Below are 26,626 nucleotides of genomic sequence, written 5' to 3'. Positions count from 1 at the left end.
CGGACAGACTGCGCCCGACCTGAGGGCCATGCCGCGTCCGCATCATTCTTTCATCTAAATCTGCTCGGTGCCGCGGTCGGCGATCGACATGCTGAAGAGAGTGCCATCCAGCAGTGATCTGCGTGCTGAAATGGGTCTTTAGCGTCGCGTTCTGGGCCAAAACATAACACCCTATAACGCAGACCTTATTATCTAAAGTTGGTGTAGTTTTCCTTAATTTCCATAAAGTTTTAATAGAACGTTTGTTCACAATTCAGCGACACAAGCCCGGGCAGCCCCAAAGACAGAGAGCATTGGCGGGTTTGCCAAGCCCTCCGGCCAGGCCCTGCAGCCAGCTCCTGCGGCCAGGCGATCAAACCCGCGTTGGGCGGAATTAGCCAAGTGATCTGGCCCATTTGGGACGGTGACAGTTTTCAAGTCGCCACGGCCTAAAAATTAACCTTTTGGTAACTGGTGAAGCAAAATCGCTACACTTCCCCTAAAGGTCAACCAAAACGCGACATAGAAACCACGACGCGGCCTGCGTTGGGTTAAGAAGGCCCATCCAAACTATAGACAATTGACCGAAAATTGTCTCATACTAGACAAAAATGGGCCGCAAAGACGGCTGTTGAGCAAAAAATTAACCAGGCACCTAAACTGCATTGCTGCGGATATTAGGTATATTAGCGAGCGGTAATACAATGAGCACTGTCGGATACATCGTCCGTGACATGACGGGCACCAAGCAGCACGGCAATTTCGCCGAGGGCACCCCTTCTATTCTTGATACAACCTACACAAAAGATGTATCGCTGAATCTCAGCCCTTCGGATGTGGAAAGCTATGCCCGCCGGGGCTCCGATCTACACATCACGCTGGCCAATGGCGAAGTGCTGGTGCTGGACAGCTATTACAACACCTCCGCAACCGGTGGCAAAAACCTGTTCCTGAGCGAAGAAGGCAACTTCATTGAAGTCGTGCTGGAAGACCGCGCCCAGGGGATGCTGTTTGCCTCGTACGAGCCGTTGGACCTGGCCGGCAAGTGGAGCGCCTATGACGAGATGGTGTTCCTTGACATCGACCGCATTGAACCGGTGATTGCCCCGCTGGTGGCGGCGCCGCTGTTCGGTGGCCTTGGCGCCGGTGCCGCAGGCGCGGCCGTGGTCGGCGGTGCAGCCGTTATCGGCGGCAGTGGCGGCGGCGGTGGTGGTGGCGGTGGCGGCTCTGACACAACCCCTCCGACGGTGGATATCACTGCGGGCACCCTATCCACGGGTGATCTTGTCAATGCGACGGTGCACAGCAACAACCCCGTCATCTCGGGCACCGGTGAAGCCGGCGCCACGGTATCGCTTGAGATCAATGGCACCACCCGGACCACCACTGTGGCTGGTGATGGCAGCTGGTCGATTGCCTTTGACAGCAGCGAGATTTTGACCGGCGAATACAATACCACAATCACAATTGTGACCACCGATGCGTCCGGCAACAGCACCACCACCACCGATACTCTGGTGGTGGACACAATTGCCCCCGCTATCGGTTTTGACACCGTTGAAGGCGATGACGTCATCAATGCATTCGAAGCCTCGGACGGCGTAATGCTGACGGGCACCGGTGAGGCCGATGCGTCAATCCAGGTGACCTTTCAGGGCCAGACCCAAACCACCACTGTGGCCAGCAACGGCACCTGGTCAGTTGGCTACGCCGCCGCCTCCATCAGTTCGGGAACCTATGGCAGCACGGTTTCAGTCACCAGCACGGATGCCGCCGGCAACAGCTCGACCTCAACACATTCGGTGCAGATTGACACCGAAACCTCGGTCAGCATCAGCGCCACGCAAGCTGGCGACAATATCATCAACGGCGTCGAGCAAAGCGCTGGCGTTACCGTGACCGGAACCGCCGAGGCCGGTGCCACTGTGGTTGTCGCCCTGGGCACCGCCAGCCATACGGTGACGGCAGACGCGAGTGGCAACTGGTCCTCGTTGTTCACATCTGCCGAGATTCCTTCTGGAACGTATAACGCGACTATTTCCGCAGATGCGACTGATCTGGCGGGCAACACAGCCAGAACCTCAAGCACAGTCGCGATCGACACCAGCACTTATGCCAGTATCGACGGAGGCCGTGCGGGTGGCGACAATATCGTCAATCAGGCTGAATCCCAAGCCGGAGTAACCCTGACCGGCAATGCCGAGCCCGGCGCCAGTGTGGTGGTAACGGTGAATGGGGTCAGCCGCAGCGCAACGGTCGATTCATCGGGCAACTGGTCGGCCCTGTTCGAATCCGGAGCTATTGCTTCGGGGGAGTATGGCACCACGGTCAGCGTGACGGCCACCGATGCGGCAGGCAACACCTACACCACAACGGCGCCGCTGGCGGTTGATACATTGGCCGATCCGACTTTGAAAAACGTGACCTTTAACGATGACAATGTCGACGCCATCAAAATTCTGGGCGACATTGACACCTATACAGTGAACACACTGGACGGCAGCGGCACCATCGGCTCCCCGCCTGCAACACAAAGTATCGAAGGTTCGGACACCAGGTTCCTCTTTGGGACCGCCATTCCCGATGGCACTCACCTTGTGGTGACCGGCAGTGATGCCGCCGGCAATAGCGCCAGCACCCTATTGATCCTCGAAAATGGCGCCAGCAATGGGACCACCATCGCTAATTCCGGCCTGTCGCAGTTCGATATCGAAGCTCTGGATCTTGGCTATTCAACAGATGTCACGTTGACCCTGAACGAAGCGGATGTCAAAGCTCTGTCCAGCAATTCGGACACCCTGACGATTCACGGCGGCGACACTGATACCGATACAGTCACCCTGGTGAATGGTGTTGATACCGGTGTCGACCAGACCATTGATGGTGATATTTACAGTGTCTACACCATCGGCAGCGATGGCGTGACGCTGATGATCGAAGACGACATCACCGTGGTCATCTGATCATCTGATTATCTGGTCTGACGGCGCGTATTGTGCGGTCAGGCCCAACACTACGCCTATGGGCATACAGGCAAGAGGGCGGAATGCATTTGCGACGACATATCAGCGCGATAGCCCTGTTATGCAGCCTGTCAGCCTGCGCGGAAACCTTCCCGTTCTTGAATGAGACTGGCTCTGAAACAGAGACGGCCACCGCGCCATCCAGCAGCTTCACCCAGGCCGATGGGGAACAGGGGTCAGAGGTGATTGCCGCGCTTCTGGACCGGCGTTCATTTCTGGAGCAGGGCAGTTCTTACGGCACTGTAGGACTGGCGGCCATCACTGCGTCATCGCGGTCATCCGAAGCCGAGTTGACCAGTGCAAAACTGCGCGCCGAGGCAAAATCAAAGAACTGGCTACCCACTATCGGCCCATCGGTCAGCCTGACAAGCTTGGGCGATCTGGTGGCCGGCATTCTGATAGAGCAAGTGTTGTTTGACAATGGCCGCCGCAAAGCAGAACGCGAATTTGCCGCCGCAGATGTCGAAGTCGCTGCGGTCAATCTGTCAATTGACATGAACAATCGGGTTGAGACCGCAGTTGCGCTCTATGTCTCGGCGCTGAAGGGCGACGAGAAAGCGGCGCTTGGCAGTCGTGCGTTGCAACAGATGATGGAGTTTGAGCGGATCGTCACTGGCCGGGTCGAGGGCGGCGTCTCGGACCGTGCCGATCTGCGGGTGGTGCAAAGCAAAATTGGCGGTATGCGCTCGGCCCGCGCCACAGCACATGAGGCCGCCGCCACCTCACGCGCAGAGCTAAAGGCCCTGACCGGTCAGGAGTTCGCAACAGCGCCGAGCAGACTGTCCCTGGGAACCCCGCCAGACAGCACCCGTTTCCTGACCGTCCTGAAGGCCAGTGCCGAAGCAAATCGCTCGGTGGCGCAGACCAAGGTCGAGCGGGCCGGGCTACTGCCGCAGGTCTCGGCGGCGGGATCCGCCACCACCGAAGGCTCCGGTGCCGGGCTGACGCTGGATCTGGCGACGCCTTTGGGACTGGGGACCCCTGCCCTGCTGAAAGCCATTGAATCGGCCCGCGAGACCGCGGAACGGCAAGTTGCCGAAGCCGAAGAAGATGCGCGGCGGAATTATAGCCGCCAAACCCGACGGCTGGCCTCGTATCGCCGTCAACAGGGCGAAGCGGCGGCGCTGGCCCGCAGCAGCTATGAGACCTATCGTCTGTTTCAGGCACAGTTTGATGCCGGGCAGCGATCGGTGCTGGATGTGGTGGCGATCTACGAAGAATGGATCCAGCGCGAACAGGCCCATATCGACTCGAAGTACCAAGTTTTGCTAATCCAGCTGGAACTGGGCCGTGATCTAGGGGTGCTGGCCGATGGAGACATGTTTTGACCAAGCCCCACGATCAAAAATCAACCGCGATTGGTAAAATTGCAGTCGGCAGCGCCGGCGTTGTCAAACAGGCCAAGGCGGCCAGCCTGGCGATCGGTCGGGTCGGCTCTGCCCCCTCGGATCAATCTGTGGCAAATGCACCGCTTCGACAGGTTGAGCAGGCCCCAGCGGCCGCCGCCAATGAGGCCGAGGCGCAAGAGGTCAATACCCTGATCGAGGGCACAGCGGCCCGCATAGAACATCGCGCCACGCTGATCTCGACATTTGCCGCCCTCAAGGGCACCGAGGTCCCGATCAGCGACCTGAGCGAATACCTGTGGGTCAACAGCCCCGGCGAGGTCTCTCTGGAGCTGCTAGCCAAGGCGCTGGAAACAACCGGCATTCAGCCCAGGATCAGCCACAATGTCCGGGTTACCCCCGAGGCCTGGCCGGCGCTGACGATGATGAGCGGCGGCCAATGTGTGTTGGTGCTGGCGCAGCATGATGACGTCTTGACCATTTTTGACACCACCTGCGCGGGCAACCGGGCCGAGGTGTCGGTCAGCGATTTCACCCCGGTGTTCAGCGGCACCACCCTGACCGGGCGCGCCTCGCTAAAGCAGATCGCAGCCCGTCACAGCCCCAAACTGTCCAATGATCATTGGTTTTGGGGCGAATTCCCCAAATACCGCCGTCAGGTGGGGGAAATCATGCTGGGCTCGCTGGTCTCCAACCTGTTGGCCGTCTCGGTGGCGCTGTTCTCGCTGCAGGTCTATGACCGGGTGATCCCGCACCAGTCGCAGGCGACCCTGTGGGTTCTGGCCATCGGCGCCGTTCTCGCCATTGGCCTGGAGGCCAGCCTGAAGCTGGCCCGCGCCCGTCTCACCGATGCGGCGGGCCGCCAGATCGAACTCTCCGTTCAGCGCAACCTGATGCAGCGCCTGATCGGGATGCGGTCCGACAAGAAACCGATGCCGCCCTCGGGGCTGTTTGCCGCGATGCGCGACTTTGGCTCGGTGCGCGAGTTCTTTACCTCTTCGACCATCGCCACCCTGGCGGATGTGCCGTTTATCACCGTGTTCCTGCTGCTGGTGGCCTCGATCGCCGGGCCAATTGTCTGGGTTCTCATCCTGGGCGGCATCCTGATGCTGCTGCCCGCCTATTTCCTGCAAAAGCGGATGATTGCCCTGACCCGGCAAACACAGGGTGCCAATGCCAAGGCCGGGCGCTTGCTGCACGAGGTGGTGAGCGAGCTCGACACCGTGAAGACCCAGCGCGGCGAAGACCGTATGCTGCGGCTCTGGGACGAGCTGAACGCGCTGTCGTCGCAGTCCTCGACCGAGCAACGCCGCCTGTCCAGCGCCCTGACCTACTGGTCGCAGGGGGTGCAGCAGATCACCTATATCGCGGCGGTGGTACTGGGCACCTACATGGTGTTTGCCGGTGAATTCACCGTGGGGACGATTATTGCCACCGGCATCCTGACCAGCCGGACCTTGGCACCCCTGACCCAGTTTGCCGGCACCATGGCCCGCTGGAGCAACGTCAAGGCGGCGCTGGAGGCGCTGGATGCCATTGCCCTGGCACCGCAGGAGAAAGACACCAATCGCACCTATCTGCGACGCCAATCTCTGCAGGGAAAGTTTGAGCTGCGCGACGTTGAATACCGCTATGACGAAGACGGCGCGCCCATTTTGGATGTGCAAGGGATTGCCATTATTCCGGGTCAGCGCATTGCCATTCTTGGCGCCAATGGATCGGGGAAATCCACCCTGCTCAAGATGCTGTCGGGCCTCTATAGCCCCGACCGCGGCCGGGTGATGATCGATGGCACCGACATGTCGCAGATTGACCCGCGCGACCTGCGACGCAATATCGGCTATTTGAGCCAGGATGTGCGGTTGTTCAGCGGCAGCCTGCGCAGCAACCTGAACCTGAACCAGCTGGAACGCGACGACGAGCGGCTGATGGCGGCGCTGGATTTTGCCGGCCTTGGAGCCTATGTGCGCAGCCATCCCAAGGGGCTGGACCTGCAAATCGGCGATGGCGGCGGCGGCTTGTCGATTGGCCAGCGTCAGTCGGTTGGCTGGGCCCAGCTCTGGCTGCAAAGCCCGCCCATCGTTTTGCTGGATGAACCAACTGCGGCACTGGACCAGACACTGGAGCGCACTCTGGTCAGCCGGCTGGAGATCTGGCTGCAAGGGCGCACCGCCATCATTGCCACCCACCGGATGCCAATCCTGTCGCTGACCAACCGCACCCTGATCCTGCAGGCAGGCCGCATGGTGGTGGACGGGCCCCGTGATCAGGTACTGGCGCATCTCGCGGCCGGGGATAAAAAATGAGCCAGGTCGAGGACGACCTAGCCGCATCAAGCCGGGGCGCCAGTCGGATCATCTATCTTGTGGCGCTGGCGCTGGTGGTGTTTCTGGTCTGGGCCGCAGTGGCCTGGGTCGATGAGATCGTGCGCGCCGATGGCGAAGTCGTCTCCTCATCGCGCTCCCAGATCGTGCAGAACCTTGAAGGTGGCATTCTGGCCGAACTGTCTGTTCGTCAAGGCGACACGGTGTCTGCCGGCCAGGTTCTGGCCCGCCTGCAAGACACCAAATTCCGCGCCGCAAAAGACGATTTGCAAGATCAGATCGACGCACTAGAGATCAGGCGACACCGGCTGGAGGCCGAGCTGCAAGGCGCCTATGATTTTACTGTGCCCGAAGCCCTGCTGCAACGATCCCCCGACATTCTCGCCTCGGAAAAAGCCCTGCTGAATGCGCGGCAGACCGATTTTGTTGGCCGCCGCGATGGCGCCCGCGAAATCCTCGACCAGTTGCTCGACGAGTTCGGCAATATGCAGCAGCTTTACAAAAAGAAGATTGTCGCCCTGATCGAGGTCAACCGGTCCAAACAGGCGGTCAGTGACGCGCGGCTGAAATTCAACCAGATCGGCACTCAGGCAGAGCTGGATCTGGCCGAAGAGTACTCGCTGACCCTGCAGGAGCTGACCTCGCGCAGGCAGGACCTGCGACTGGCGCAGGATCAGCTGAACCGCACGGTGATCACCTCGCCGATGGCGGGGATCGTCAACAGTCTGGCGGTCACCACCATCGGTGGCGTCATTCGCCCCGGCGAAGAGATTCTGGAAATCATTCCAATGGGCGAGGAACTGTTTATCGAGGCCCGGGTGAAGCCCGAGAACATCGCCAGTGTGGTGCCCGGTCAGGCGGCAACGATCAAACTGTCTGCCTATGATTACACCATCTATGGCACGCTCAAAGGCACTGTCGATTTCATTTCGGCTGATACCTTTGAAGATGAGCGCAACCCGCGCGCTCCGCCCTATTACCGGGTCACCGTCAAGGTCGACAGGTCAGATCTGACCGAACGCCAGCAGGATATCGAAATCCGGCCAGGGATGCGCGCCACCGCCGAGTTGCAGACCGGCTCCAAGACCATCCTGCAATACCTGCTGAAACCGCTCTATAAGTCCCGCGAGGCGTTTCGCGAACCATAGGCCCGGCAAAATGCGACAGGGCGCCTATGGGCTGACATGGAAAACGGCCCGCATCCCAATAGATGCAGGCCGTTTTTTGGTGTTGAGCAGGCGCGGCGACTAATGATGGCCCGCTAGCCAGCCCTACGTATCAGCATCTCCACCGATCGGTCCAAAGTGGTGCCAATGGACACCCGTTTGTTGCCCATCGCGGCCTTGGCAGAGACCACCGAAACAACGCGGGGGGCCTGACCGGGATTGACCGCAAGCACCGGTGCCCCAGAGGCGCCAAATTCAACCCGGCAGGTCATCACCAGAGTTTCGGCCTGCTTCGCCAACACATGGCAGGGCTGTTCCAACATTGGCCGGTTGTTCTGAACGTAAGTATAGGACAGAACCCCAACAGCATCGCCACGCTGCGGCGCCGAAGCCATCGCGAAGGGCATGATCTCGCTGCTACTGATCGGGCGATCCAGACGCAAAACAGCGATATCATAGCCAATCTGGGCCTGTCCCTGAGGCCGGAACTGATAGTCGGGATGCAAAACCACCCGCGACACCATTCTGGAGGCCTTGACCCGGCGCCCATTCAGCCCGGCTTCAAATTTGACCGAGCTGGGATTGACCGCCCGCCCGGTTTTCTGGTCGAACAGGCAGTGCGCCGCAGTCAACACCAGATTTGGTGCAATCAATGCACCGGTACACATGTTCCGACCGCCGATGTTCAACCGGCCAACGGCTTCCCATCCAGGTACCGATTGTAAATTTCTCGACGGATCAGCCGCCGTTGCGCCATCGGCCCCTGCCAGAATAAGGCAAGCAGCGAGCGCTCCAATTAGAAGTCTCATCATCCACTCCAATTTCCCACATCGACATGGTCATTCAGGCGTGGGGCTGGAATGAGGCCCAATGTTGCAAAGGATGGACTAAATTATGGACAGATTGTGACAGTATTAACAATTTACTAACCCCCCGGTTATTGTTTCCCAATATGCCAGTAAAACAGGGGTGTTGGCGAAAAAAGCACACAGTTCGTTAACCTTTTTCTAAAATACCAATAAAATATGACCGAATTCCTTAACGTGCCACGCCCTGTTATTAGGGCTTCTGCCAGATTTGGGTAACGAATCGGTGGCTATGCGGCGCCTTGCCGCCAGAGAATCAGGCCGCCCGGCCCAAGGTGCGGCAAAATCCTGGCTCGCCCCGGGCTGTGAGACCATTAACGGGGGTTGCATTTCATTAACGCAAACGCCGCCGGATCGACGCCTGAGGATGCCTTTGGCCGCAGCCAGTGCCAGACCCGCTCCGGTTTGCAGCGCCACCACTCGGTTCCATGCACACCGTCCAAAAGCCATGCAACGGCAGCGGCCTGCGCCGAGCATCTGGCAAGGGTGAAATCCAGCCCCATGTTATAACTGCAACCGCAGCGACCAGACAGGGGGCCCGGAACATGGAAAAGCAGGCCGTTTTCGGCTATACTGTGGATCAGGGAGAAGCGCATGACACAAAGACTTGCTGCAGTTCTTGCTGCCGACATGGTCGGTTACAGCCGCCTTATGCAGGCTGATGAAGCCGGAACCATCGCCCGGCTTCGCACCCACAGACTGGAGCTTATAGATCCGGCCATCACCGAAAACCGGGGTCATATCATCAAGACCACAGGCGATGGCATGTTGGTGGAATTCGCCAGCGTTGCCGATGCCGTGATATGCGCGGTCAAAATCCAGACCAGCATGCAACGGCGAAATCAGGATGTGGCAAAGGATCAGCGCATTGAATTTCGCATCGGCCTCAATCTGGGCGACATCATTTTTGAGGACGGCGATATCTTTGGCGATGGGGTCAATGTTGCCGCCCGGCTGGAGCAGATCGCCGGGGTTGGGCAAATCTGTGTTTCAGCCGCAGTGCATGATCAGGTCTCCGGGCGTCTGGAACTGAGTTTTCAGAACCTCGGTGAGCAACATCTGAAAAACATGACCCGGCCGATCCTGGCCTATCAGATTGAGCTGGGAAGTGTTCAGAGCCCGGGGCAGCCGGACGAGCATCCCCAAAACCCAACACCCGGAACGGCCATAAAGCCTTCGATTGCGGTGCTGCCGTTCGACAATCTGAGTGGCGACCCGGAACAGGAGTTCTTTGTCGATGGGCTGACCGAGGACATCCTGACCGAGTTGAGCCGCCGACATGAACTGTTTGTAATCTCGCGCAACTCCACCTTTGTATACAAGGGACAGGCCGTCAACCTGCGCGAGGTCGGCGAGAAACTGGGGGCGCAGTATCTGGTCGAGGGCAGCGTGCGCAAATCGGGCCAGCGACTGCGGGTGACGGTGCAGTTGATCGACACCGCCAATGACGCGCATATCTGGGCCGAGAAATATGACCGGACGCTGGATGACATATTTGCCATTCAGGACGAGGTAACAGCTGCCATTGTTGCCACCCTGCCCGGCCGCATCGAGGCCCTGCAACAGGATCAGCTGGCCCGCAAAAAGCCCGGCAATATGGCCGCCTACGAGTGCCTGCTGGTTGCCAAGGTGCTGCACCACCGCAGCTCTCGCGAGGATAACGCCAAGGCACTGGGGCTGGTCAACCGCGCAATCGCACTGGATTCAGAATATGCCCATGCCCATGTCTGGCGCGGCTGCATCCTGGCGCAGGGCTGGGGCTATGGCTGGTGCGAGGACAAAGACGCGACATTTGCTCTGGTGCAAGAGGCCTGCGAACGGGCGGCTCAATTTGACGACAATGACGCCGACATTCACCGGGTACTGGCGGCCATTGATATCATGCACGACAAATTCACCCAGTCCCGCTATCATCAGGAACGCGCCCTGGCCTTGAACCCCAATTACGATCTGGTCGTGGTGCAGATGGGCGAGCTGTACACCTGGACCGGCGATGCCGCCGCCGGGGTTGACTGGATCACCAAAGCCATGCGCCTGAACCCGCATCATCCCTTGCGGTTCTGGAGCCATCTGGGCAAGGCTCATTTCACCAGCAAGAATTATCACGCCGCGCTGCAGGCCTTTGACCATCTGCCCTCGCTGGATGCCGCACAACACGCCTTTGCCAGCGCCTGTCACGGTTGGCTGGACGATCAACGGGCCGCCGAACAGCAGCTGCAGGCGCTGGAGGCGCTGGATCCCGAATTCTCGATGGACCAGTTACTGGCGACACTTCACTATCAACATGACGCCGACCTGCAGCACCTGTGCAGCGGGCTGGAGATGGCTGGCTGGCCGCGATAAGTCACCGCCAACCAAGGCCTGAGGCCGAAACAAAAACGGCGACACCCAAGTGCAGGGCGTCGCCGTTTTCCGATTTGCAGACGAAGAAAGCCTTTTGCCTCAGCGCCGGGCGCTGTTTAGTCGATATCACGGCCTTCGGTGTCAGACATATCAAAGCCAAGATGCCGCGCGACGGTAAAGACATCCTTGTCGCCGCGGCCACACATGTTCATCACGATGATGTGGTCCTTGGGCAGTTCGGGCGCGATTTTCATCACATGGGCCAGCGCGTGGCTAGGCTCCAGCGCCGGAATGATGCCTTCCAAGGCGCAGCTCAGCTGAAACGCCTCCAGGGCCTCGGCATCGGTGATCGACACATATTCCGCCCGTTTGCTGTCATGCAGCCAGGAATGCTCGGGGCCGATGCCCGGATAGTCGAGCCCGGCAGATATGGAAAAGCCTTCGAGAATTTGGCCGTCATCGTCCTGCAGCAGATAGGTGCGGTTGCCGTGCAGCACGCCGGGGCGACCGCCGCTCAGCGAGGCGCAGTGCTGCATCTTGTCATCGACACCCTTACCGCCGGCCTCAACACCGATGATGCGGACTGATTTATCGTCCAGGAAGGGGTGAAACAGGCCGATGGCGTTTGAACCGCCGCCGATGGCCGCAATCAAGGTGTCCGGCAGACGGCCTTCGCCCTCTTGCTCGGCCAGTTGCCAGCGGACTTCCTTGCCGATGATCGACTGAAAGTCGCGCACCATCGCCGGATAGGGATGCGGACCCGCCGAGGTGCCAATGCAATAATAGGTGTCATTGACGTTGGTCACCCAGTCGCGCAGGGCGTCATTCATCGCGTCCTTCAGGGTGCCGCGACCGGAGGTCACCGGGATCACCTCGGCCCCCAGCAGGCGCATACGGAAAACATTGGGCGCCTGACGCTGCACATCATGGGCGCCCATGTAAACGATACATTTCAGGCCGAACTTGGCGCAGACCGTGGCGGTGGCGACACCGTGCTGCCCGGCACCTGTCTCGGCGATGATTCGGGTCTTGCCCATGCGGCGCGCCAGAATGATCTGGCCCAGCACGTTGTTGATCTTATGGGCGCCGGTATGGTTCAGCTCGTCGCGTTTCAAATAGATCTTGGCACCGCCCAGATGCGCGGTCAGACGCTCGGCATGATACAGCGGGCTGGGACGGCCAACATAATGGGTCCACAGGTCCTTCATCTCACCCCAGAAGCTGTCGTCATCCTTGGCCCGATTGTATTCGTCCTCAAGGCTGAGGATCAGCGGCATCAGTGTTTCAGACACAAACCGGCCGCCGAAAATGCCAAAGCGGCCTTGCTCGTCGGGTCCGTTCATGAAGCTGTTGAATAGATCTTCGGCCATTGCTGTCTCCGTCATCAGTTGAGACGGTTCTAAAGCGCAAATTCGCCGAGAGGAACCAGTTTTTGCACCGGCGTCGCCCTCAGCCCCAAGCCCCCACCCTAAATTGACCGCGCCGCACCTGCCGGTAATGCCATTTCGCCTGGGGCTTTGCCCCAGGCGACCGGCGCCGCGCCCGAAGGGCGCGGCGCCGGGCCCAACTTGGAGATGGGATCCAAAGGATCACAAGCCGAGGCGGGAGCCGCATGTTCCGACCCATAAACAAATGTGGATCTCGGCCTGCCACGTTAGTCAGACATCATGCTGTTTCTGTCAGCCAATACTTGCGCCACTACGTCAAGTGCGGCGCGAACGGGGGCGTCGTGGCGTGCCTCGTGGTGACGAACCAGCCACTCCGCATGGGTCAGCGCCCCGATCACCGGGCCGACCTGTTGCAAGCTTTCAATATCCTGTTCTTCAAAATAGGGCAGCACCACCTTGCCCACCCCGGCAACAGCAAGATCCGCCAGCAACCTGGGCGCGCCCGCTGTCGATACAATCTCGCCCGCATGATGCTGGCGCAGCCAGATCGCTGAAGGGGTCTGCACTTCTGTCTGCGACAATGCAACAAAGCCACGAACTTCGGCTGAGATCGCAAAGGCAGCGTATTCAACCGTGCCAGTGCGGCGCGCTGCCAGCCAGTGCTGGTCAGGCCGCTTATTGCGAATACCAATATCCGTTCCACGGCGGGCAATATCGAGCTTTGCCGCTGCTTCGATGAAAACCGGGCGCCAGATGGACCTGTCCCTCCAGACCGGGCCCAATCTGCGCGCAACAAAGCAGGACGTCCAGCTCCCCGCCGTTATCCTTACATCCACTTCAGTTTGCCAAACCACACTGACCTATCTGGCCCCACGGAATGGCAGGAGGAAAGAGATACGGCACACCGACGCTTGATTTTGAGACAAAAAAGGCAACGCAAGCTTCGCTGCTTGCGTCTACGGCGCCGCATCAGCGGCTGGTTGCGGCCCCGACGAAGGCGCGGATAAGGTCCGCATCCTTTTGGCCCGGCGCCACCTCAACTCCTGAGGAGACATCAACCTGATTGGCACCGGTCATCCGCAGCGCCTCGGCCACGTTATCCGGTGTCAGACCGCCTGCCAGCATCCAGGGACGCTGCCAGTATTTGCGACCCGCCAACAGCCGCCAGTCGAACGCCAACCCGTTGCCTCCCGGCAATTCGGCATCCCTGGGCGGCTTGGCATCAATCAGCAGTTGGTCGGCAACCGCCGAATAGGCATCTATCTGCGGCAAGTCAGAGGCATCCGCAACGCCGATCGCCTTCATCACTGGCAACCCATAGCGTGCTTTGACCTCGGCGACCCGTTCGGGGCTCTCAACGCCATGCAATTGCAGCATGTCCAGCGGCACCTTTGCGGTGATGGCGTCCAACTCTGCATTGCTGGCGTTTACCGTCAGCGCCACTTTGCACAGGCCAACCGGCGCCAGAGCAGCCAGAGTGGCGGCTTGGTCGATCTGCACATAGCGTGGAGATTTGGGGAAGAAGACAAACCCCACATAGGCCGCTCCGGCCTGCGCCGCTGCGGTCACGTCATCACCACTGCGCAAACCACAGATTTTGACCCGAATGTCGTTCATCAATCTAGGCCTCAGTTGGCGTCGTCAAGAATGGCCAGAACTTCGTCCTTGCCGGCGTTCTTTTGGGTTTTCAGCTTGCTGACTTCCCGTGACAGTTTGCGCACTTCGCGGGCCTGGCCACCGGCAGCACGGCGGTGTTTGTGCTCGCGGATCCATTCCCAGATAAAGCCAATGATCAGCCCCGAGGCAATGCCGCCCAGCACCACAACAAACAGCGGCAGCGAGATGCTGGGGTTGAAGCCCAGCAATTCAGCCACTGCATCCGGCATCAGCTGCAAATCGACAATGGCACGATTGGCCAGACTGACAGAAATCAGCAGGATCCCGAGTGCACCCCAGAAGGCAAAGCGAACATAACGCATCAGTTTATTTTCCGTTCAAACGGTCCCGCAGCAACTTGCCGGTCTTAAAGAACGGGACGTGTTTTTCATCTACTTGAACCGTTTCACCGGTGCGAGGATTGCGTCCCACCCGCGAGTCACGCTTTTTCACCGAAAAGGCGCCAAACCCACGCAGTTCGACCCGGTCACCGCGCGACATGGCGCCAGTGACTTCCTCAAACACCGTATTAACGATCCGCTCAACGTCTCGCTGATACAGGTGCGGGTTTTCTTCTGCAATCTTCTGAATCAATTCTGAGCGGATCATATTCCAGGCCCTCCCAAGCCAACGGTAAAAGCTAAGTGATTTGAAACGACTATAAGACGAAAAATATGCGGGCGGGAACAGAAACCGCAGTGTCAGAGCGTCAAATCATGCTGTAATTGGCAAAATTTTGCTTACAGAAGAGCGATTTAGGCTCTGACAGTCTGCTGGCGCAGCGTTTCGGCAGATCCCTGCACAGCTGGGGTCAGAGGCTTTCAATTGATTCGGAGCCTGGTTTGGTACCGCCGGGCGCCTCGTTCGGATCCCGAACAACCGAATTTTTCCACAAAAAAGCCCCGCCATTAAGCGGGGCTTTTCTATCATTAACGTCTCTAAAAAGAGCTGAAGATCAGTCGCCCGACTTCAGAGCGGCACCCAGGATGTCGCCCAGCGAAGCGCCGGAGTCCGAGGAACCATACTGCTTGACGGCTTCTTTTTCTTCCGCAATTTCGCGCGCTTTGATCGACAGACCCAAACGGCGGGTTTTGGAGTCGACATTGGTGATCCGCACGTCGACTTTGTCGCCAACGTTGAAACGCTCAGGACGCTGCTCGGCACGGTCACGCGACAGATCGGAACGGCGGATGAAAGACTTCATGCTTTCATACACAACTTCGATGCCGCCTTCTTCGATCGCGGTGACTTCAACAGTCACGATCGTTCCGCGCTTCACGCCGCCAACGGCTTCTGCGAACTTGTCACCACCCAGGTTTTTGATCGAGAGAGAGATACGCTCTTTTTCGATATCAACCTCGGAGACAACCGCCTGAACCACGTCGTTCTTGTGGTAGCTCTGGATCGCATCTTCGCCGCGCTCGTCCCAGGACAGGTCGGAGAGGTGGACCATGCCGTCGATGTCGCCTTCGAGACCAATGAACAGACCGAATTCGGTGATGTTCTTGACTTCGCCTTCGACTTCGGTGCCTTCAGGGTTGGCTTCTGCGAAGACTTCCCATGGGTTGCGCTGTGTCTGCTTGAGACCCAGGGATACGCGACGCTTGGAGCTGTCGATATCCAGAACCATAACTTCCACTTCCTGGCTGGTCGAAACGATCTTGCCGGGGTGGATGTTTTTCTTGGTCCAGGACATCTCGGACACGTGAACCAGACCTTCGACGCCGGGCTCCAGCTCAACAAATGCACCGTAGTCGGTGATGTTGGTGACGCGACCAGTGTGCACAGTTTCCAGCGGGAACTTAGCAGCGACCAGATCCCAAGGATCGTCTTGCAGCTGCTTCATGCCGAGCGAGATACGGTGAGTCTCTTTGTTGATCTTGATAACCTGGACCTTAACGGTCTCGCCGATTGTCAGGATCTCGGACGGGTGGTTCACACGACGCCATGCCATGTCAGTGACGTGCAGCAATCCGTCAACGCCGCCAAGGTCAACAAACGCACCATATTCGGTGATGTTCTTGACCACACCATCAACAGCCTGACCTTCGGTCAGGTTGGCAATGACTTCGGCGCGCTGTTCGGCGCGGGATTCTTCGAGGATCGCACGACGCGAAACAACGATGTTGCCCCGACGACGGTCCATTTTCAGAACCTGGAACGGCTGCTTCAGACCCATCAGTGGGCCAGCGTCACGTACCGGACGGACGTCAACCTGCGAACCGGGCAAGAACGCAACTGCGCCGCCGAGGTCGACGGTAAAGCCACCTTTGACGCGACCAAAGATTGCGCCTTCGACGCGCTCTTCGTCTGCGTAGGCTTTTTCCAGACGATCCCAGGCTTCTTCACGGCGGGCCATCTCACGCGAGATAACAGCTTCGCCTTTGGCGTTTTCAGCAGACCGCAGGTAGACTTCTACCTCGTCGCCAACAGCCAGTTCAGCCTCTTCGCCTGGATTAGCGAATTCTTTCAGATCAACGCGGCCTTCCATTTTGTAGCCGACGTCGATGATGGCTTGTCCCGCTTCAATCGCGATGACTTTGCCTTTTACAACGGAACCCTCATCAGGGGTGTCCATTTCGAAGCTTTCATTCAGAAGGGCTTCGAAGTCCTCCATAGATACGTTTTGAGCCATGAGGTCTCATGTTTCCTTTTACATTTGTTTTCTGGCCGTGCGGTTGTCTCCGCCGGTCTTGGGGTTTGGTCAATATGGACGCCGCACACGCGGTCTGAGCAAACAAACACAAAGGGCCGGAGGATACCCCAGCCCTGCTCATAATGCCGTGTGTGCGTTAACCGCCTCTATACTGACAGCGCGTTTAATAAGCGGATTCTCTTGCTGGCGCAAGTCGCAATAAAGCCGATTGGACCTACTCAAATGAATTGGTGTGACTATTTCAGGGCTGATACTTCGGTCAGGGCAAGCTGCAATGCCTGCTCGATGCTCAGCTCACTGGTGTCGATCACCACCGCATCTGCTGCGGGCTTCAGCGGCGCCTCGGCGCGGTTCATGTCACGCTCATCGCGCGCCGCTACATCGGCCAGCACCACGGCGAGCGAGGTCACTTCGCCCTTGCCTGTCAGCTCCAGAAAACGACGTTTGGCCCGCACCTCGGCGCTGGCGGTGACATAAAGCTTCACTTCGGCGTTTGGGCAGATCACCGTGCCAATATCGCGCCCATCCAGTACCGCCCCACCGGCGCGGCGGGCAAAGGCGCGTTGAAAGTCCACTAGCGCAGCGCGCACCTCACCGATCACTGCCACTTTGGAGGCGGCTTGCGCCACCTCGGCACTGCGCAGATCGCCCCGCTCTAGGTCGTGAGCCTGCAGAGTTTGGGCGGCCTCAACGGGGTCTACGCCCGCCAGCACCCGCGCACCAACAGCGCGGTACAGCAAGCCGGTATCCAGATGGGCAAAGCCAAACCGGGCGGCAATCGCCTTGGAGATAGTGCCCTTGCCCGCCGCCGCCGGCCCGTCGATTGCGATGGTGAAGATGTCAGTCATTTGCGCCTCCAACCTCGCCATGTCGCGCCGATCAGGCCCGCCAGCACAGCAAGCATGGCAACTGAGGTCAGAACGGATTTCATCACAGTAGACCGAGACGCTGCGGCAATGGCCAGATCACTGGTATCGCCAGCCAGCAGCAATGCCACCCGCATGTTTTCCAAATAATCGGCCCCCATACCGGCCAGCGCGACAAAGACCAGTAAGGTCAGCAACCAGCCCTTGGCATAGAAATACCGCAGCGCGCCGATCAGCACAAAGCCCAGAAGCGCCGGATAGGCCATATCCAACAGCCGTTGTGGCCCGGTGTAAAGCGCGTGCCCTTCAGCCCCCAAGGCGGACAGAAAGGCCCGCGCTTCGTCAGCGGAATAGCCCATCGGCCGCAGATCAAAGGGCAGCAAACCGCCCGCAGATTGCGAGATGCCCGGCAGGGTCCAGACGATCATGGTGACGTAAACGCCCAAGGCGGCAGCAAAGGCGCCCCAATAAATCTGACGGTATTTTTGCCGGGCGCGCATCAGCCGTGGCTCAACTTGGCACCCAGAGCGCCCATCAGCGGTTCGAAAATCGGGAACGAGGTTGAAATCGGTCCGCCGTCATCCACCGTGACCGGGTTTTGCGCCGCCATGCCCAGCACCATAAAGGCCATCGCGATACGGTGGTCCAGCTGGCTGGCACAGGTGGCCCCACCCGGCACCCCTTCGGGGCCCAGACCGGTGACCTGCCACCAATCCTCGCCCTCATCGACACTCACACCGCAGGCGCGCAGCCCCTTGGCCATCGCGTCGATGCGGTCGCTTTCCTTGACCCGCAACTCCTTGACGCCGGCCATCATGGTCACGCCAGTGGCATGGGCCGCAACCACGGAGAGCACCGGGTATTCGTCGATCATCGAGGCCGCACGCGCTGGCGGCACCGCAATACCCTTCATATTGGGCGAATAGCGGGCGCGCAGATCGGCCACTGGTTCACCGCCCTCAGAGCGTTCGTTTTCATAGCTCAGATCAGCGCCCATGTCGCGCAGGGTGGTGAACAACCCGGCGCGGGTTGGGTTCAACCCGATGCCGGGCACCAGCACATCTGATCCCGGTGTGATGATTGCAGCGCAGACCGGAAAGGCGGCACTGGAGGGATCACGCGGCACCACAATCACCTGTGGTTTCAGTTCCGGACGGCCGGTCAGGGTGATCTCGCGGCCCTCATCGGTGTTTTCAACGGTGATCTCAGCGCCAAACCCCGCCAACATCCGTTCAGAATGATCGCGGGTGGCCTCTTTTTCGATCACCACGGTCTTGCCCGGTGCATTCAGCCCGGCCAGCAGCATCGCCGATTTCACCTGCGCCGAGGGCACCGGCACCACATAGCGCACCGGCACCGGATCAGCGGCGCCGACGATGGTCATCGGCAGACGGCCGCCCTTGCGGCCAACGGTCTGCGCCCCAAACAGCGCCAGCGGATCGGTGACGCGGGCCATTGGGCGGCCATTCAGGCTGGCATCACCGGTAAAGGTAGCGGTGATCGGCTGGGTCGCCATCGCGCCCATGATCAGCCGCACCCCGGTGCCCGAGTTGCCGCAGTCGATCACATTGCCCGGCTCGGCAAAGCCGCCAACACCAACGCCAAACACCGACCAACTGCCGCCACCGTGGTTCACCACCTCGGCGCCAAAGGCCTGCATCGCCTTGGCGGTGTCCAGCACATCCTCGCCTTCGAGCAGTCCGGTGATCTTGGTCTCGCCAATCGCCATGGCGCCCAAAATCAGCGAGCGGTGCGAAATCGACTTGTCGCCGGGAACTTCGGCCACCCCACTCAGCGGGCCGCAGCGGTGTGAGGTCATAGGGGTGGGCGTGCCGTGTCCAGACATACAAAAACTTTCCTTATGCGAGCGTTATCATTTTCCTACCCAATCACCCCTGCCCGGTCCAGAGCGTTTTATCCTCCGCACGTTCATCCAGCCAGACTTCAGGGTTGATTTGCGCGATCTGGCTGAACAGAGTTTCGCCCAAAGCGACACGCAAGCGGATGCTGACCGCCCGTTCGCTCAGCTCTTCCTGCCGGGTCATGTAGAAGTCTGATCCAAACAAAACCCGCCGACGCAGTCTTTGGCTGGCATCCTGTTCGCCGCTCAGCAGCAGCCGCAGGATCGGTGCGAAATCCTCAAATTGGAACAAGGTGTAGGAAATATCGGTCCATAGGTTGGCGTATTGGCCGCCGCCGATCATGTCACGGATCTGCTCCATCCAGTTTTCCCGACCACGGGTTTCGCCGGCATTGAGGTAGGCTGTCCAATCCGCCTGACCGCCAAAATGCGCCAGACACAGTCGCAGTTGCGGGAACTGATGCAAAACGGAGCGATAGGCATAGGGCCGGGTAAACCCATCTCCGGTGTAGTCACAGGTGTCTTTGCCCTGCACCCCGCCACGGGAACAATGGGTCATGACGGGCAGCCCCAATTCCGCCACCCGCGGATAGATCCGCTGCATCAGAGCCGGGTGATCCGGTGCGAATCCAAGCCGTGGGTAGATCTTCAATCCGCGAAATCCCAGCTCGTTTATGGCGCGCAGGCACTCCTGAACGCTGGCTTCGTCACGCGGATCAACGGTGGCAAAGGGCAAGATCGAGCCCGGAGGGTTGGCAGCATCCCGCAACCGGGCCAGTTCATCATGCTGGTCTTTCAGCCCCACCGGCACCGGGCCGCGACCGATCTGTTGCATATCCATCGGCAGCACCACAAACCGTGTATCATCGGGATAGTGACTGACCACATCCGACAGGATCTGCGCCTGGCTCGGCAATGCCCCCTGGATCATAAACTGATGCAATCTGCGCAGCTGATCCGACAGATGCTCCTGACCCAGCATCCGCAGCGCCCAGGCCAGTTTTTTGACCAACCCGGGATCCTTGCGCAAAAAACGGACCGCCGGGAACGGGAAATCGCGAGGAACATGCTGCGATGTGAACGTGTGGATGTGGCAATTGGTGATGCGAATATCTGACATGAAAAATCCCTTACAATATGGGATCAGCATGACATGCCAGGTTCGCAAATCAAAGGCGTTTGAAAGTCAGGTAATGCGGCATGCGCCCCTCGCGCAGGGCTTTTTTCTCGTAGCGTGTCGACAGCCAGTCGCTCCAGGGCTGGTGCCAGTCCTCGCCTTCAACAGTCAGCCGTTCAAACCCGGCTTTCGGAACTTCCTCAAGCGTTTGGCGCACATAGTCGGGAATATCAGTGGCAACCCGGAAGATGGCACCGGGCTTTAGCACCTGCGCCAGTGGCTCCAGATGTTCCTGGGTCACAAAACGGCGGCGGTGGTGGCGGGATTTGGGCCAGGGGTCGGGATACAACAAAAAGGCGCGCGCGATCGACGCCTTGGGCAGCACATCCATCAGATCACGGGCATCACCGGGGTGAACGGCGATATTGTCACACTCAGATTGGCGGATCTTGCCCAGCAATGTGGCGATGCCGTTAACGTAGGGCTCGGCTCCGATAATCCCCACATTGGGGTTATTGAGTGCCTGATGTACCAGGTGTTCGCCACCACCAAAGCCAACCTCAAGCCAGGTATCGCGGCCGCCAAACAGCGCCTGCAGATCGAGATTGGTGCGGTCAGGGTTTTCTTCCCAGGTGACAGCGCCAGGGCTGAGAGGGCCCAGATCCTCGTCCAGATAGACCTTCTGATTTGGCTTTAGCGTCTTGCCTTTGAAGCGGCCATAAAAATTGCGCCAGGGGGCGCCGCTTTGATGGCCAGTGCCGGCAGGCATATCACTGGATGTATCACTGGTCTCGTCACTGGATGTATCACTGGGGATCTGATCGTCGGACATCTGGCAGGTTTCCTGTTGGGCCGCAGCGGCAATACTGGCAGCCCCTGTGCCGCAACTGCCCAGCCGGGTCAAGTCACAGCGGTCGGCTCAGTGCGCCACCGGATCTTCGCGCAGCACGCCTGCGGCAATTAATTTCAATCGAGAAGGGTACCATTCCCCATCCGAATCAACCCGCAGCGTTTCGATTGCAAACCCGGCATCGACACCCCGGTCGACCAAATAGCTGAGATGTTGATAGATCTCGGTCTGGGTGTCCTCATAGATCCAACTGCCAAAATCAAACGGCGTCTTCCAGCCCTCATCATCGTTCCAACTTTCATAATAGTTCTTGACCGACCTGGGTGCCCAACGTCGCTGATGAAAGCCCATTTTCGACCCCAGGGTCATTCTGCGTCTGCTGCCTGCAAGGAACAGATCCACACAGGCGCTGACACATTGCCCTGAAACCGTGGTGTTGAGCCCGAAATCAATGACGATCCATGCCATTTCCTCACCTGCAAAAACGCTGCCGCCACTGCTGTTCAGTCGCAGTTCGGTCACATCAGGGTGCTTGTGCAACATGTCTTTCAAAGCCTCGATGTCATCGACGGTCATCTCCGCTTCTTTACCCAAACCCTGTGTTTCGGTGTCATAGATCAGCACCTGCCCTTCGAGAGAAAATTTCTCGGACTTAGGGCCTTTGGCTGCCAGCGGCAGTGCCATAACACAAAAAATTCCGACAAGAACAAAACGAAACATACAAGCTCCAGACCGCAAATGGCTCCTGAAGGAATGCTAGGCTCAGACCCTGACGCTGTCCAACACTCAAATATCGCGCATGAAATATCCGAACACTGAAAAACAAAAAGGCGGACACCCGGCCCGCCTTTTCAATCTTCAGGAAATTGAGATCAAACCGACTTTCTCAGAGCCTCGACCAGATCTGTCTTTTCCCAGCTAAAGCCACCATCGGCCTCAGGCTCGCGGCCAAAGTGACCGTAAGCTGCGGTGCGCTGGTAGATTGGCCTGTTCAGAGCCAGATGCTGGCGGATGCCGCGCGGCGTCAGGTCCATCACCTGGTCGATTGCCTTCTCTATGGCATCAGGCGCCACTTCGCCGGTGCCATGCATGTCAGCATAGATCGACAGAGGTCTGGAGACACCAATGGCATAAGACAGCTGAATGGTGCAGCGTTCGGCCAGACCGGCGGCAACCACGTTCTTTGCCAGATAGCGGGCAGCATAGGCCGCCGAGCGGTCAACCTTGGTCGGATCCTTGCCCGAGAAGGCACCGCCGCCATGTGGTGCAGCGCCGCCATAGGTATCCACGATGATCTTGCGCCCTGTCAGGCCAGCATCCCCATCGGGGCCGCCGATGACAAATTTGCCGGTTGGGTTGACGTGCCACTGGGTGGCCTCGGTCAGCCAGCCTTCGGGCAGCACCTCGGTGATATAGGGCAACACCAGCGCCCGGATATCGTTTGAGGTCAGGGTTTCGTCCAGATGCTGAGTTGACAGCACGACCGAGCTGACGCCAACCGGTTTGCCGTCTTCATAGATCACCGACAGCTGCGATTTGGCATCAGGGCCAAGCGTCGGCTCGCTGCCATCCTTGCGCACTTCGGCCAGACGCCGCAGGATCGCATGGGCATACTGGATCGGGGCGGGCATCAGTTCCGGGGTTTCCCTGGTGGCATAGCCAAACATGATGCCCTGATCGCCGGCCCCTTCGTCTTTGTCGCCAGCGGCATCGACACCCTGGGCAATATGGGCCGATTGCTCGTGCAGCAGGTTGGTTATTTCCACCGTTTCGTGGTGGAACTTTTCCTGTTCATATCCAATGTCTTTGATACAGGCGCGGGTGATGTCTTCGATGCGGCCCATGTAATCGTGCAGTTTGTCCTGGTCGGAGAGGCCGACCTCTCCCCCAATGATCACACGGTTGGTGGTTGCAAAGGTCTCAGCCGCGACGCGGGCTTCGGGTTCTTCGGCCAGAAAGGCATCCAGAACAGCATCCGAGATGCGGTCGCAGACCTTGTCCGGATGGCCTTCGGAAACGGATTCCGAAGTGAAGATATAATTCTTACGGGTCATGAAAGTGCTCCAGTGGGGTTCGCCTACCACGTCAGGAAGCCGTTGTGGTGGGTATCGGGTTGAAATACGCGCCCTTTGAGCGGTGGTCAATCACTATCCGGCAAAGGTTAAGCGGCCGTTAGAATGGCCGATGACGCCTGTTTCTTGCCACCACAAAGCCAGCCAGCAGCAGCAACAGCACAAAGACAGGCAGGTCGCCGGTGCGGCTATACAGGGTCGGCGCCAGCGGCTGCGGCAACCTCGCATCGACAAAACCCGCCTCGCCCTGAGCGAGGCTCTCGCGGATGCGGCCATAGCCGTCGATCATCGCCGAGACCCCGGTATTGGCCACCCGGATCATCGGCAAGCCCTGTTCGGCCGCCCGCATCCGGGCCTGCACCAAGTGCTGATAGGGACCGGAGTAGGTGCCGAACCAGGCATCGTTGGTGATCTGGATCAGCATATCGGCCCGCGCGGGTGCGGCGTTCAACAGCTGCGGAAACACCGCTTCATAGCAGATCAGCGGCAGCGCTTTACCGATCGCAAGATCCAAGATCTGTGGCCCCGGCCCTGCGGCATAGCCAGATCCGGTTTGCGAGGCAAAACCGGAAATGCCAAACCGCGCCAGCACGTCACCAAAGGGCACATATTCGCCAAAGGGCACCAGATGGGCCTTGTCGTAGATCTGGCCCGGCGCGCCCAAAGCATCCAGCACCATCAGGGAATTGAAATACCGCTGGTCTTGGTAACGCTGGATGCCAGTGATCACCGGCACCCCATCCGCCGCCTCTGCAATTGCCGCCAGGATATCATCTGCCGTATTCAGCAATTGCGGCACTGCGGTTTCGGGCCAGACAATCAGATCCGGCCGCGGTTGGGCGCTGGTATAGGACAATTGTCGGCGCACAAAACCCCAGCGGTATTCGGGATGCCATTTCTGGTCCTGCGGAGCGTTGGGCTGCACCAGCCGCACCGTTTTGGCCGTCAAAACTGCGGCCGGCGGCGATGGCAGCAGCCACAGCAGCGCCAGCGCCGCCAGCAGTGGCGCAATGGCCAGCAGTGGTTTTTGCCTGATCAGACCCAGCGGCAGCACTGCCGCCAGCGTCAGCAGCGCAATCCCATGTGGCCCAACCCAGGGCAGTAATACCGCCGCCGGACTGTCAATCCAGAACTGACCAAACGCTGCCCAAGGCAGGCCAGTGAACAGATAGGCGCGGCCAAACTCGGCCAGCGACCAGGCTGCGATCAAGGCCAGCAGGCGCAGACCGCGCTGCGGCACTCTGGCGGCCAGCCCAAAGGCCAGCCCCCAGAACAGTGCCAGTCCCGCGGCCAGAAACAACAAGGCAAACGGTGCCATCCAGGCATGCCGGTCTGGATCAATCTGAAATGGTTCGACGATCCAGGACAGCGCAAAGCCAAAATAGCCAACCCCAAAGAGCCAGCCGAGCCCGGCGCCGGCCCAGGCCGAGTTCACCCGCAGGACCTGCACCGAGATCAACCCCAGTGCCAGCGGAATGCCCCAGAGAAACTGTACAGGCGCCAGGGCCTGCGCCAACAGCGCGCCCAGCGCCAAAGGCAACAGGGCAGAGCCATACCACAGCAGGGCTGGCGCGCTGACCCGGCGCTGCGCTAAGCTCACGCAACCTCGTCCGGCAACCGAACCCGCAGCCGCTTGATACGGCGCGGATCTGCATCCATCACTTCGAATTCCGGGCCGTCGGGATGGATCACCACCTCGCCTCGGGCGGGCACCCGGCCCGACAACATGAACACCAGCCCGCCCAGAGAATCGATTTCCTCTTCGTCGACGTCCTCGTGGTTGGTCAAAGAGCGACCAATTTCAGCCTCGAATTCATCCAGCGGTGTGCGGGCCTGGGCAATGTAGCAGCCTGTTTTCTCCTTGAACCAGGTCTGGTCTTCGCCAGCATCATGTTCATCTTCGATCTCGCCGACGACCTGCTCAATCAGGTCCTCGATGGTCAACAGCCCGTCAACACCGCCATATTCGTCAATCACGAGGGCCATGTGACGTCGCTCGGTCTGCATCTTGGACAACAGCACCCCAATGGGCATCGACGGCGGCACAAACAGCAAAGGACGTATCATAAGGGCCAGATCAAAGGCACGATCATCATTGCTGAAACCATGGGTCAGGGCAAAGTCTTTCAGGTGCGCAAATCCCAGCGGCGTGTCCAGAGTGCCCTCGTAAACCGGGATCCGGGTCAAGCCGCTGTCGCGGAACACAGTCACCAGCTCATCCATCGGGATGGAAATCGGCACCGCAATAATTTCTGCGGTCGGAATGGCCACGTCCTCGACCCGCATCCGGGACAGGTTGATTATCCCCAGCGGCGGCGCCTGCGGCACCGCGTGGCCGTTAACGGCAGCCGCAGGGGTCACCTCTGATCGGCTCATCATTCCAAAAAACCGGCGCCAAAAACCGATCCGTTGCGGGGTCTCAGGTGCTGGTGCCGCGTTGTTATCGCTCTGCTGCGCGCTATGCGCCGCGTTAGAACTACCGTCTATGTCGCCCATTTGTCCAATCCGTTGCGCCCCGTTTGGGGGCCATCATTTTCTATATATGGGTTATCAACACCCATTTTATCAAGTATTTCGACCTCAATAGTCTCCATCAACGTGGCGTCGGGGTCACGCATGTGATCATAGCCCAAAAGATGCAAGACCCCGTGCAGGATCAAGTGGCGCACATGATCATCCATTGATTTTGCCGCTGCCACCGCCTCGCGGGCGCAGGTGTCATAGGAGATCGCAATGTCACCAAGGGCGATTTCACCGGTGAAATCCGGTCTGGGGCACTGCGGCACACCGCCGGGGAGATCCGCGGCCAGCTCCTCGGCCGGCCAACTCAGGACATTTGTCGGCCCCGGTTTATCGCGGAATTCACCGTTCAACTCAGTAATGCGCTGGTCATTGCAGGCCAGCAGCGACAATTCGCAGGCCTCGGGGTCGAGCCCGAAGTGCTGCAGCGTCCGGGTGATCACCTGGGTGGCCAGGCTGTCGAGCTGAGCCTGCTGCCAGCGGGTGTCGTCTATGGTGATGTCCAGCGTCATAGTCTGCTTTTACAAAATGGGGGCCGGCCCCCATACCCCCGGGATATTTGTGGCCAGATGAACAGGGGCATAGCCGAGCAT

The 26,626-nt window shown here is 59.2% G+C and carries 22 protein-coding genes and 1 riboswitch; of the genes, 5 read left to right on the top strand and 17 right to left on the bottom strand.

The window, feature by feature from the left end; all coding sequences use genetic code 11:
* Nucleotides 1–683: 683 nt before the first annotated feature.
* From QPJ95_RS11420 to QPJ95_RS11405, 4 genes are all read left to right on the top strand, one after another.
* Nucleotides 684–2,942: an Ig-like domain-containing protein gene (locus tag QPJ95_RS11420; protein ID WP_270919463.1), complete on the top strand. Its 2,259-nt coding sequence runs from the start codon at nt 684–686 to the stop codon at nt 2,940–2,942.
* An 83-nt stretch (nt 2,943–3,025) separates the two neighbouring features.
* The gene (locus QPJ95_RS11415; RefSeq protein ID WP_270919462.1) at nt 3,026–4,330 is read left to right on the top strand and encodes a TolC family protein; all 1,305 of its coding nucleotides are present in this window, start codon (nt 3,026–3,028) and stop codon (nt 4,328–4,330) included.
* 128 nt (nt 4,331–4,458) lie between these two features.
* A complete protein-coding gene (locus QPJ95_RS11410) occupies nt 4,459–6,654 on the top strand; it encodes an ATP-binding cassette domain-containing protein (protein WP_270919494.1) in 2,196 nt (731 codons plus the stop codon).
* Entirely contained in the window at nt 6,651–7,820 is a 1,170-nt protein-coding gene (locus tag QPJ95_RS11405) for an HlyD family type I secretion periplasmic adaptor subunit (RefSeq protein ID WP_270919461.1), read from the top strand. Before QPJ95_RS11410 ends, QPJ95_RS11405 begins: the two co-directional genes overlap by 4 nt.
* A 113-nt stretch (nt 7,821–7,933) precedes the next feature.
* On the opposite strand, the gene QPJ95_RS11400 is transcribed toward QPJ95_RS11405, so the two are convergent.
* Nucleotides 7,934–8,647 (bottom strand): trypsin-like serine peptidase, encoded by a 714-nt coding sequence (locus QPJ95_RS11400; RefSeq protein ID WP_270919460.1) that lies wholly within the window; start codon nt 8,645–8,647, stop codon nt 7,934–7,936.
* Nucleotides 8,648–9,298: 651 nt separating this feature from the next.
* On the opposite strand from QPJ95_RS11400, the gene QPJ95_RS11395 reads away from it, so the two are divergent.
* Nucleotides 9,299–11,047, top strand: a complete 1,749-nt coding sequence (locus QPJ95_RS11395) for an adenylate/guanylate cyclase domain-containing protein (protein WP_270919459.1) — start codon at nt 9,299–9,301, stop codon at nt 11,045–11,047.
* A gap of 116 nt (nt 11,048–11,163) precedes the next feature.
* On the opposite strand, the gene trpB is transcribed toward QPJ95_RS11395, so the two are convergent.
* The 16 genes from trpB to ybeY all read right to left on the bottom strand — a co-directional run bounded on the left by trpB (nt 11,164) and on the right by ybeY (nt 26,545).
* Complete coding sequence (trpB, locus tag QPJ95_RS11390) at nt 11,164–12,417, bottom strand: tryptophan synthase subunit beta (RefSeq protein ID WP_270919458.1); 1,254 nt, start codon at nt 12,415–12,417, stop codon at nt 11,164–11,166.
* Between the two features lie 284 nt (nt 12,418–12,701).
* Complete coding sequence (locus tag QPJ95_RS11385) at nt 12,702–13,289, bottom strand: hypothetical protein (RefSeq protein WP_270919457.1); 588 nt, start codon at nt 13,287–13,289, stop codon at nt 12,702–12,704.
* A 115-nt stretch (nt 13,290–13,404) separates the two neighbouring features.
* A complete protein-coding gene (locus QPJ95_RS11380) occupies nt 13,405–14,052 on the bottom strand; it encodes a phosphoribosylanthranilate isomerase (protein WP_270919456.1) in 648 nt (215 codons plus the stop codon).
* Nucleotides 14,053–14,063: 11 nt separating this feature from the next.
* Nucleotides 14,064–14,414 (bottom strand): LapA family protein, encoded by a 351-nt coding sequence (locus QPJ95_RS11375; RefSeq protein ID WP_270919455.1) that lies wholly within the window; start codon nt 14,412–14,414, stop codon nt 14,064–14,066.
* Between the two features lie 4 nt (nt 14,415–14,418).
* Nucleotides 14,419–14,700: an integration host factor subunit beta gene (gene ihfB, locus QPJ95_RS11370; protein ID WP_270919454.1), complete on the bottom strand. Its 282-nt coding sequence runs from the start codon at nt 14,698–14,700 to the stop codon at nt 14,419–14,421.
* 346 nt (nt 14,701–15,046) lie between these two features.
* Nucleotides 15,047–16,726: a 30S ribosomal protein S1 gene (rpsA, locus tag QPJ95_RS11365; RefSeq protein ID WP_270919453.1), complete on the bottom strand. Its 1,680-nt coding sequence runs from the start codon at nt 16,724–16,726 to the stop codon at nt 15,047–15,049.
* A 257-nt stretch (nt 16,727–16,983) separates the two neighbouring features.
* On the bottom strand, nt 16,984–17,595 hold the full coding sequence (locus QPJ95_RS11360) for a (d)CMP kinase (protein ID WP_270919452.1): 612 nt from the start codon (nt 17,593–17,595) through the stop codon (nt 16,984–16,986).
* Nucleotides 17,592–18,113 carry a hypothetical protein gene (locus QPJ95_RS11355; RefSeq protein ID WP_270919451.1) on the bottom strand — a complete coding sequence of 174 codons (522 nt, stop codon included), beginning with the start codon at nt 18,111–18,113 and terminating at the stop codon, nt 17,592–17,594. The genes QPJ95_RS11360 and QPJ95_RS11355 overlap by 4 nt, the downstream gene beginning before the upstream one ends.
* The gene (gene aroA / locus QPJ95_RS11350) at nt 18,113–19,459 is read right to left on the bottom strand and encodes a 3-phosphoshikimate 1-carboxyvinyltransferase (protein WP_270919450.1); all 1,347 of its coding nucleotides are present in this window, start codon (nt 19,457–19,459) and stop codon (nt 18,113–18,115) included. Before aroA ends, QPJ95_RS11355 begins: the two co-directional genes overlap by 1 nt.
* Before the next feature lie 43 nt (nt 19,460–19,502).
* Nucleotides 19,503–20,594, bottom strand: coding sequence for an amidohydrolase family protein (locus tag QPJ95_RS11345; protein WP_270919449.1), 1,092 nt, complete (start codon nt 20,592–20,594; stop codon nt 19,503–19,505).
* Nucleotides 20,595–20,643: 49 nt separating this feature from the next.
* Complete coding sequence (gene trmB / locus QPJ95_RS11340) at nt 20,644–21,423, bottom strand: tRNA (guanine(46)-N(7))-methyltransferase TrmB (RefSeq protein ID WP_390923725.1); 780 nt, start codon at nt 21,421–21,423, stop codon at nt 20,644–20,646.
* An 87-nt stretch (nt 21,424–21,510) separates the two neighbouring features.
* Entirely contained in the window at nt 21,511–22,161 is a 651-nt protein-coding gene (locus QPJ95_RS11335; RefSeq protein WP_270919448.1) for a COG3904 family protein, read from the bottom strand.
* Nucleotides 22,162–22,313: 152 nt separating this feature from the next.
* Nucleotides 22,314–23,495, bottom strand: a complete 1,182-nt coding sequence (gene metK / locus QPJ95_RS11330) for a methionine adenosyltransferase (protein WP_270919447.1) — start codon at nt 23,493–23,495, stop codon at nt 22,314–22,316.
* A gap of 5 nt (nt 23,496–23,500) precedes the next feature.
* Nucleotides 23,501–23,549: riboswitch (SAM-SAH riboswitch) on the bottom strand.
* A 64-nt stretch (nt 23,550–23,613) separates the two neighbouring features.
* Nucleotides 23,614–25,113, bottom strand: coding sequence for an apolipoprotein N-acyltransferase (gene lnt / locus QPJ95_RS11325; protein WP_270919446.1), 1,500 nt, complete (start codon nt 25,111–25,113; stop codon nt 23,614–23,616).
* On the bottom strand, nt 25,110–25,889 hold the full coding sequence (locus tag QPJ95_RS11320) for a transporter associated domain-containing protein (RefSeq protein ID WP_390923808.1): 780 nt from the start codon (nt 25,887–25,889) through the stop codon (nt 25,110–25,112). Before QPJ95_RS11320 ends, lnt begins: the two co-directional genes overlap by 4 nt.
* Nucleotides 25,890–25,996: 107 nt before the next feature.
* Complete coding sequence (gene ybeY / locus QPJ95_RS11315) at nt 25,997–26,545, bottom strand: rRNA maturation RNase YbeY (RefSeq protein WP_270919444.1); 549 nt, start codon at nt 26,543–26,545, stop codon at nt 25,997–25,999.
* Nucleotides 26,546–26,626 lie beyond the last annotated feature (81 nt).

The sequence above is a fragment of the Parasedimentitalea psychrophila genome (assembly GCF_030285785.1).
In the GTDB taxonomy this organism is placed as follows: Bacteria; Pseudomonadota; Alphaproteobacteria; order Rhodobacterales; family Rhodobacteraceae; genus Parasedimentitalea; species Parasedimentitalea psychrophila.
The sequence above is the reverse complement of the archived record's forward strand: the minus strand, read 5'-3'. Positions and strand labels throughout refer to the sequence as shown.